We start from the raw sequence: 6,949 nt of genomic DNA on the forward strand, positions 1-6,949 counted from the left end.
GCGACGCGCATCGTTGCCGGGCTGGGTCACCGGGATAGGCTGACCGGTGATGTCTGGTCTGCGCTCCGTGCTCCTGCTGTGCTGGCGCGATACCGGACACCCGCAGGGCGGCGGCAGCGAGGCCTACTTGCAGCGCATCGGCGCGCAGCTGGCCGCGTCCGGCATCGATGTCACCCTGCGCACCGCCCGCTACCCCGGGGCCCCTCGCCGCGAAGTGGTCGACGGCGTGCGCATCGACCGCGCCGGCGGCCGGTATTCCGTCTACGTCTGGGCACTACTCGCGATGGCTGCCGCGCGGCTGGGCCTCGGACCCCTGCGGCGGGTACGCCCCGACGTGGTCGTCGACACCCAGAACGGCCTGCCGTTCCTCGCCCGCCTGGTGTACGGCCGGCGGGTCGTCGTGCTGGTGCACCACTGCCACCGCGAGCAGTGGCCGGTGGCCGGCCCAGCGCTCGGCCGGCTCGGCTGGTTCGTCGAGTCGACGCTGTCGCCATGGCTGAACCGGCGCAACCAGTACGTGACGGTGTCGCTGCCGTCGGCGCGCGACCTGGTGGCGCTCGGCGTCGACCACGCGCAGATCGCGGTGGTGCGCAACGGCCTCGACGAAGCCCCCGCGCGCACGCTGTCCGGCCCGCGCGCCGCCACGCCCCGGGTGGTGGTGCTGTCGCGGCTGGTTCCGCACAAGCAGATCGAAGACGCTCTCGAGGCCGTCGCGCAGCTCCGGCCGCGGATACCGGGTCTGCACCTCGACATCGTCGGCGACGGCTGGTGGCGACAGCGGCTCGTCGACCACGTCCATCGGCTCGGCATCTCCGATGCGGTGACGTTTCACGGCCACGTCGACGATGTGACCAAACACCATGTGCTGCAAAGCTCTTGGGTGCAGCTGCTGCCGTCGCGCAAGGAGGGCTGGGGCCTGGCGGTCGTCGAGGCGGCTCAGCATCGGGTCCCGACCATCGGCTACCGGTCCTCGGGCGGCCTGTCGGATTCGATCGTCGACGAGGTGACCGGGATCTTGGTGGACTCCCACGCCGAACTGGTGGATCGTCTCGAACAGGTGCTCTCCGACCCCGTTCTGCGCGACCAACTCGGCGCCAAGGCGCACACCCGAAGCGGTGAATTCTCTTGGCGGCAAAGCGCCGACGCCATGCGCGCGGTCCTGGAGGCCATGCGGGCCGGCCACCCGGTCAGCGGCGTGGTGTAAGCCCCGGCGCCGCGAGGCTCAATCCATGGCGGGGTTTGTCGGCGTGGCGCCGCCGTTGTTCAGCGGAGCGGCCGCCGCGCGGCGGCGCCAGGCGCCGACAGCCGCGCCGGCGCCGCCCACCATCAGCGCCGCCAGCCACGCCAGATGGGCGATCAGCGTCGCCGTGCGAGCGGTGGCGGACACCCCGGCGGTGTGGCCGCCCATGCGATAGAGCGCAAGGTTGTCGTCGCGGTAGACCGGCGTCAGCGCATCCAGGGTGCGGGCGGATGCCCCCATGTCGCCGGCGGTGTCCGATTCCACGACCAGCCAACCCACCCCGGCCGGGGCCAGGGCGGACGGATCGGGCCCGTCCAGCAGCAACTGCTGCACCGCGCGGGCCCGGGCGCCCTCGCCCGGGATGACGGTCCCCGAGATGACCAGGTCGCCCGTGCTCAGGACGTCGGCGCGCACCCAGCGGGGCAACGGATCCAGCACCGGCGCCCGACCCGACCAGGAGTACAGCCGCATGGTGCCGGCCGGCATCACCGCCACCGTCGCGGGCTGGCCGTTGATCGCGGCGGCCACCGCAGTCCACCCGCGCGGGTACTGCACCGGCGACACCTGGCCCCATACCCCCCAGGCGAGGTCGGGCAGCGCGAAGATCAGCGCGAGACAGCAGACCGGGGCCGTCAGGGCCGGCCACATCCACCGGCTCAGCGCCAACACCGCGCCCGCACCCGACAGCGCGTAGCCCGGCACGGCCAGCGCCACCCACTTCTGCCCGTCGCGCAGGACGCCGAATCCGGGCGCGGCGTCAACCACTGCGCCCAGCAAATGCAGTCCCGGGCCGGTCGCCAGCCCGGCCGGAACCAGCACGGCCACCGCCGCCAACACGAGCAGCGGTCGCACCGCGGGGCGGCGAACCACCGTCGGCATTCCGACCGCCACCACGCCCAGCAACACCATGGCCGACGCCACGGCGAACAGGGTGGTCCGCGAGATCGGCACCGCCTCGCCGTTCCAGATCCCGCCCAGGCTGGCCAGGCTGGCGAGTGTGCCCAGACCCGGCTCGGCGCGCGGCGCGAACGCGGCCACCCCCAACGTGTTCGCCGCCGTGTGGGAGGTCAGCGACGAGCCCAGTACCGACGCGGTCAGCCAGGGCAGCGCCGCCACCAGCGCGGCGCCCAGCGTCGCCGCGGCGCACACCCGGCGGGACCGGCCCGCGCCGGGTACGGCTACGCACACCAGCCCGACCGTCGCGGCGAGCAGCAGACCGGTCGGCGTCAGCCCGGCCAGCGCGATCCAAAAGGCCAACCCGAACAACGAACCGGAGGCCGTCCGCAGCTTTAGCATCGCCGCCGCAACCCAGGGCAAACAGCCGTAGCCGACCAGGAGGCTCCAGTGGCCCTGAAGTAGCCGCTCGGCGACATACGGGTTCCAGATCGCCAGCGTGGTGGCGACGAGCTGGCCGGCCACGCCCGCGTCGGGCAGCGCCGTCGCGACCAGTTGGGCCGCGCCCCATCCCGCGAGCCAGAGCCCCAGAACGAGGAGCGCCTTCACCACGACGCCGCCGTCCAGCACGTGCGAGGCCAGCGCCACCGCGAAGTCTTGCGGTGTCGCCCGCGGCGCCGACGTCAAGCCCAGCGCGGTGTCGGACACATACGAGCGCGGCGTGGACACCGCGTCGCGCAGCAGCAGGTAACCGGGCTTGAGCAGCGGCCCGACCACCAGCAGCGCCAAGACCAACGCGTATCCGGGTCGGGTCCAGCGCACCTGGCGGGCTACTCCCGTTCGGGCGGACTGGCGGGCTCGGGCGGCCCCGAGTCGGGCGGCTCATCGGAGCCGAGGGTGGGCGCGTCCGCGCCGGGATCGTCGCGCGAGCCGGGGCGCTGCGTGGGCAGCTTCTCGGTCTCGGCCTCGGCGCCGGGCACCGGCTCCTCGAGCCCGGTGCGGCCGAAGAAGTCCTGGTCACCCCGGTCCAGGCCGGGATCGGTCAACGCGCTCTCGGTCCGCAGGCTGAACGAGGCGAGCAGGCCGCCACCGACCAGCGCGATCAAACCGACCGCGGTGAAGGTGATCGGCAGCACCCGCGACCACAGCGACAGCCGGTCGCGCTCGTCGCGGGCGGCGTTGACCTGCGATTCGACGGTGTCCTGGTTGGAGGTGACCTTGTAGTCGGCCAGCGTCAGCTCCGGCTTGAGCGGGTCGCGGGCGAAGTAGTGGTTGGCGTGCTCGGTCTCCTTGACGATGGTGCCCGACACGGGGTCCACCCAGAAGGTCCGCTGCGCCGCGTAGTAGCGCGTCATGGTGATCTGCTCGTTCGGATCACCGCCCTGCACGCCCCACATCGACGCGGAGGTGGTCTGCTTGGCGTCCTCGTTGCCGGCCAACAGCGATGGGTACGCCACGGGCGCCACCAGCTTGCCGTCGCCGTTGTAGCCGATGTTCTGAGTGAACTTGTAGGTGGTCAGGCCGTTGACGTCTTCTTGGGTGTCGTAGTTGACGTCGAACGGCTTCTGCGCGATCGGATCGAAGTAGGGGTACGTCTTCTTCTCGGTGTGGAAGGGGAACCGGTAGGACAACCCGTCGTGCCGCAGGGGCATCGCGGTGGGTGGGTTCTCGTCGTTGACGGCGCGCGGCTTCTGGACCGAGCCGCCTGTGTGGGCGTCGTCGGAGACGGCCATCGCGGTCTTGCGGTTGAGGGTGACGGTGTCGACGATCGCCAGCAGCAGCCCGCTGTCCTTCTGCTTGTCGGTGCGCCGCACCGAGGTTCCGACCTGCAGCGTGACCACGTCGGCGTTGGCGGGCGACTCGACGCTGACCTGCTGCTGGGAAACCAGGGGGACGTTCTGGTTGACGACGACGTGATCGGTCGACAGGGATGCGGAGTCCAGCGCGGTTCCGGTGCCGTCGCTGATCAGCGTGGTGTCGATGTTGAGCGGGACCTTAGTGATCCTGCTGGTGGTGTACGTCGATAACAGCAGCGCGGCGATCAGCAGGGCGGCCCCGAGACCGATGATCCCGCATGCGGCGAACCGCAACATGACTGCTCGGTTCACGTTGCTGTGCCCTCCTAGTGCTCTCTTGCGCCGTCAGCCGCGACCCACCCCGACCTGAGCAAGCACCGAGGCAAACCCGTTTGACCCTAACAGCAGAACGTAAGGCCCCGGCTTACGAACCTGTCGCTATCGCGCGGGTGCTTCGGGTGTACCCATTCGTTCTCCCAACCCATCAGATGCAGACTGTGGGGGTGACCGATGGCCGGCAGGTGGGCGGGACGCGCAGCTTCCTGCCCGCCGTGGAGGGGATGCGCGCCTGCGCGGCCATGGGCGTGGTCGTCACGCACGTCGCGTTCCAGACCGGGCACTCCAGCGGTGTCACCGGGCGGCTGTTCGGCCGCTTCGATCTGGCCGTCGCGGTGTTCTTCGCATTGTCGGGCTTCCTGTTGTGGCGCGGCCACGCCGCGGCGGCACGCGGCCTGAGACCGAGCCCCCGCACCGGCCACTATCTGCGCTCTCGCGTGGTTCGCATCATGCCCGCCTATTTGGCGGCGGTCGTCGTGATTTTGTCGCTGCTGCCCGACGCGGACCACGCCAGCCCGACCGTGTGGCTGGCCAACCTGACCCTCTTCCAGATCTATGTGCCGCTCACCCTGACCGGCGGGCTGACCCAGATGTGGAGCCTTTCGGTCGAGGTCAGCTTCTATCTGGCGTTGCCGATTCTGGCGTTGCTGGCCCGGCGGCTGCCGGTCGGCGCGCGGGTGCCGGCGATCGCTGCGCTGGCGGCGCTGAGCTGGGCCTGGGGTTGGGTGCCTTTCCATTCCGGGGCCGGCACCAACCCGCTCAACTGGCCGCCGGCGTTCTTCTCCTGGTTCGCCGCGGGCATGCTGCTGGCCGAATGGGTCCACAGCCCGGTCGGCCTGCCGCACCGGTGGGCACGCCGGCGGGTGCCGATGGCCGTCGTCGCCGTGCTGGCCTACCTGCTTGCGGCCTCCCCGCTGGCCGGCCCGGAGGGCCTTATTCCGGGCACCGCCACCCAGTTCGCGGTCAAGACGGCGGCGGGCGCAGTCGTGGCGTTCGCGCTCGTCGCCCCGCTGGTGCTGGACCGGGTCGACACCGGTCACCGACTGCTCGGCAGCACAGTCATGGTGACGCTGGGACGGTGGTCCTACGGCCTGTTCGTGTGGCACCTGGCCGCGCTGGCCATGGTGTTCCCGGTGCTGGGGACGTTCGCGTTCACCGGCCGGATGCCCTCGGTGCTGGTGCTGACGCTGATCTTCGGGTGGGCGATCGCGGCGGTCAGCTACGGGCTGGTCGAGTCGCCCTGCCGGGAAGCGTTGCGGCGCTGGGAGAAACGTGAGAGGCCGGCCGAAACCGACGAAGTCGCCGACGCCGAGGCGGACGCTATCGCGCCCTAGCCGGTGCGGTCCATCCACTCCTCGAGCGTGTCCGCCGACGGCAGGCAGATGGCCCGCTCGATCTTTTGGAACAGATCGGCCCCGTACTCGACGGTCGATCGGATGAGATTGCCCAACCCCTCGACGTGGATGCCGTCGGTCAGCAGGTACGCGTTCTCCCCGACCACGCTCACCTGGCTCGGCTGGGCGGTCTCGCGCACAAACGCCTTGGGCCAATGGGTTTCGCGATTCCAGTCGTTGACCAGTTCCATCAGCCGCGGTCGCTCGGTCGCGGCATAGTGCCCGGCGGGGCTGATCGAGATCTCGAAGATGTCCCGCCGCAGACCGTTGATCCGCAGGTTCACGTGCAACCTGCCGCGCTCGTAGCTGGGCAGCATCATGAACTCCTCGCCGTCACCGCTGCGGAAGAAGCGCAACTCACGCGATCGCAGGTAACGGTCGATCAGCTCCGTGCTCAGCGGTTCGATCTGCATCGCCCGATGATGGGGCCGCGTGCTTGGAGGATTCTTGGTGTGCGTCAGGCCGGCTCGCCGGCCTGCAGGTCTGCGTGGACGGACTCGAGGGTATGGGGCACCTTGTAGCCCGCCACGGGTCATGCAGAACGCCTGCACGCCAACCGGATCCAGGACCGAGCCGTCGGCCGTGTGCCCCAGCGTGTTCGCGATCTCGGCGAGGTAGACGTAGCAGCTGCTGACCCGACGGTCCTCAAAAAGCAGAATTGGCGGGCGGGGGGTATACGGCTTCGGGAGGTAGAAGTTCCAGGGGGTACTCGTTTCGCGAGAGGACGAGCATGTCTGCAGGCTTGGAGATATCTACATAGTGGTGGCCTTCGGGAATTCCAGAACCGATCATCGAGTCCAGCAATACCGTGATTTCTTCCGCCTTGGTGGCATCGAGCCGCCAGACCACGAGACCTTCATGGAACTCAACCTCAGCTGCGCCGGGTTCGATGAAAAACTGGTGAATCGTCGCACCGTGGTCCAGTTGAGCCGAACCATGCTGCGCCGCCTGGGTCACAGCGGCCCGCACTTCACTTACCCCGGCGTCGTCCATGGCCAACAACACCGCGTCATCGCCGAAGTGCAACTTCTCGGCCAGTTCGGCATAGATCAGGCTCATAAGCACCATGCTTTCTCACCGTCAAACAAGATCGTAATGGCCAGATTGTGTTAGTGGCTGCCGGCCGGGCCTTCCTCCCATTCTTCGATGTTGGTTTCACCAAGCCAGTGCGGATGGGCGTGGGGAGGCGGGACTACTTGAGGTCCGAAGGAGGGTCCGCCGCCAATCATCGGTCCCTCACCGAGCTTTGGCGCTGGTGGTTTAGGCGCAGGGGGTGCGGGTTGCGGGGC

General features: G+C 69.5%; 5 protein-coding genes and 1 pseudogene. 2 read left to right on the plus strand and 4 right to left on the minus strand.

The window, feature by feature from the left end; all coding sequences use genetic code 11:
- The first annotated feature begins 49 nt into the window (after positions 1 to 49).
- Complete coding sequence (locus A5750_RS16815) at positions 50 to 1,204, plus strand: glycosyltransferase family 4 protein (protein ID WP_067264325.1); 1,155 nt, start codon at positions 50 to 52, stop codon at positions 1,202 to 1,204.
- A gap of 18 nt (positions 1,205 to 1,222) precedes the next feature.
- Here the strand turns inward: A5750_RS16815 and A5750_RS16820 are convergent, their stop codons facing one another.
- Positions 1,223 to 2,956 (minus strand): hypothetical protein, encoded by a 1,734-nt coding sequence (locus A5750_RS16820; RefSeq protein ID WP_067264327.1) that lies wholly within the window; start codon positions 2,954 to 2,956, stop codon positions 1,223 to 1,225.
- An 8-nt stretch (positions 2,957 to 2,964) separates the two neighbouring features.
- Positions 2,965 to 4,242, minus strand: a complete 1,278-nt coding sequence (locus tag A5750_RS16825) for a DUF3068 domain-containing protein (protein WP_197505447.1) — start codon at positions 4,240 to 4,242, stop codon at positions 2,965 to 2,967.
- A 154-nt stretch (positions 4,243 to 4,396) separates the two neighbouring features.
- Between A5750_RS16825 and A5750_RS16830 the strand changes: the two are divergent.
- Positions 4,397 to 5,600: pseudogene (locus tag A5750_RS16830) on the plus strand (acyltransferase family protein).
- Here the strand turns inward: A5750_RS16830 and A5750_RS16835 are convergent.
- Together A5750_RS16835 and A5750_RS16840 are read right to left on the minus strand one after the other, a co-directional pair.
- Positions 5,597 to 6,073, minus strand: a complete 477-nt coding sequence (locus tag A5750_RS16835) for a YbjN domain-containing protein (RefSeq protein WP_066947191.1) — start codon at positions 6,071 to 6,073, stop codon at positions 5,597 to 5,599. The pseudogene A5750_RS16830 and the gene A5750_RS16835 overlap by 4 nt on opposite strands.
- Positions 6,074 to 6,305: 232 nt before the next feature.
- The gene (locus A5750_RS16840; RefSeq protein WP_066947194.1) at positions 6,306 to 6,719 is read right to left on the minus strand and encodes a hypothetical protein; all 414 of its coding nucleotides are present in this window, start codon (positions 6,717 to 6,719) and stop codon (positions 6,306 to 6,308) included.
- Positions 6,720 to 6,949: the final 230 nt, after the last annotated feature.

The organism is Mycobacterium sp. 852002-51613_SCH5001154 (assembly GCF_001667425.1).
Lineage (GTDB): Bacteria > Actinomycetota > Actinomycetes > Mycobacteriales > Mycobacteriaceae > Mycobacterium.

Coding starts and splice junctions, on each gene's coding strand:
- A5750_RS16835 (WP_066947191.1), bottom strand. CDS start 6,073: ATGCAGATCGAACCGCTGAGCACGGAGCTGATCGACCGTTACCTGCGA.
- A5750_RS16840 (WP_066947194.1), bottom strand. CDS start 6,719: ATGAGCCTGATCTATGCCGAACTGGCCGAGAAGTTGCACTTCGGCGAT.
- A5750_RS16815 (WP_067264325.1), top strand. CDS start 50: ATGTCTGGTCTGCGCTCCGTGCTCCTGCTGTGCTGGCGCGATACCGGA.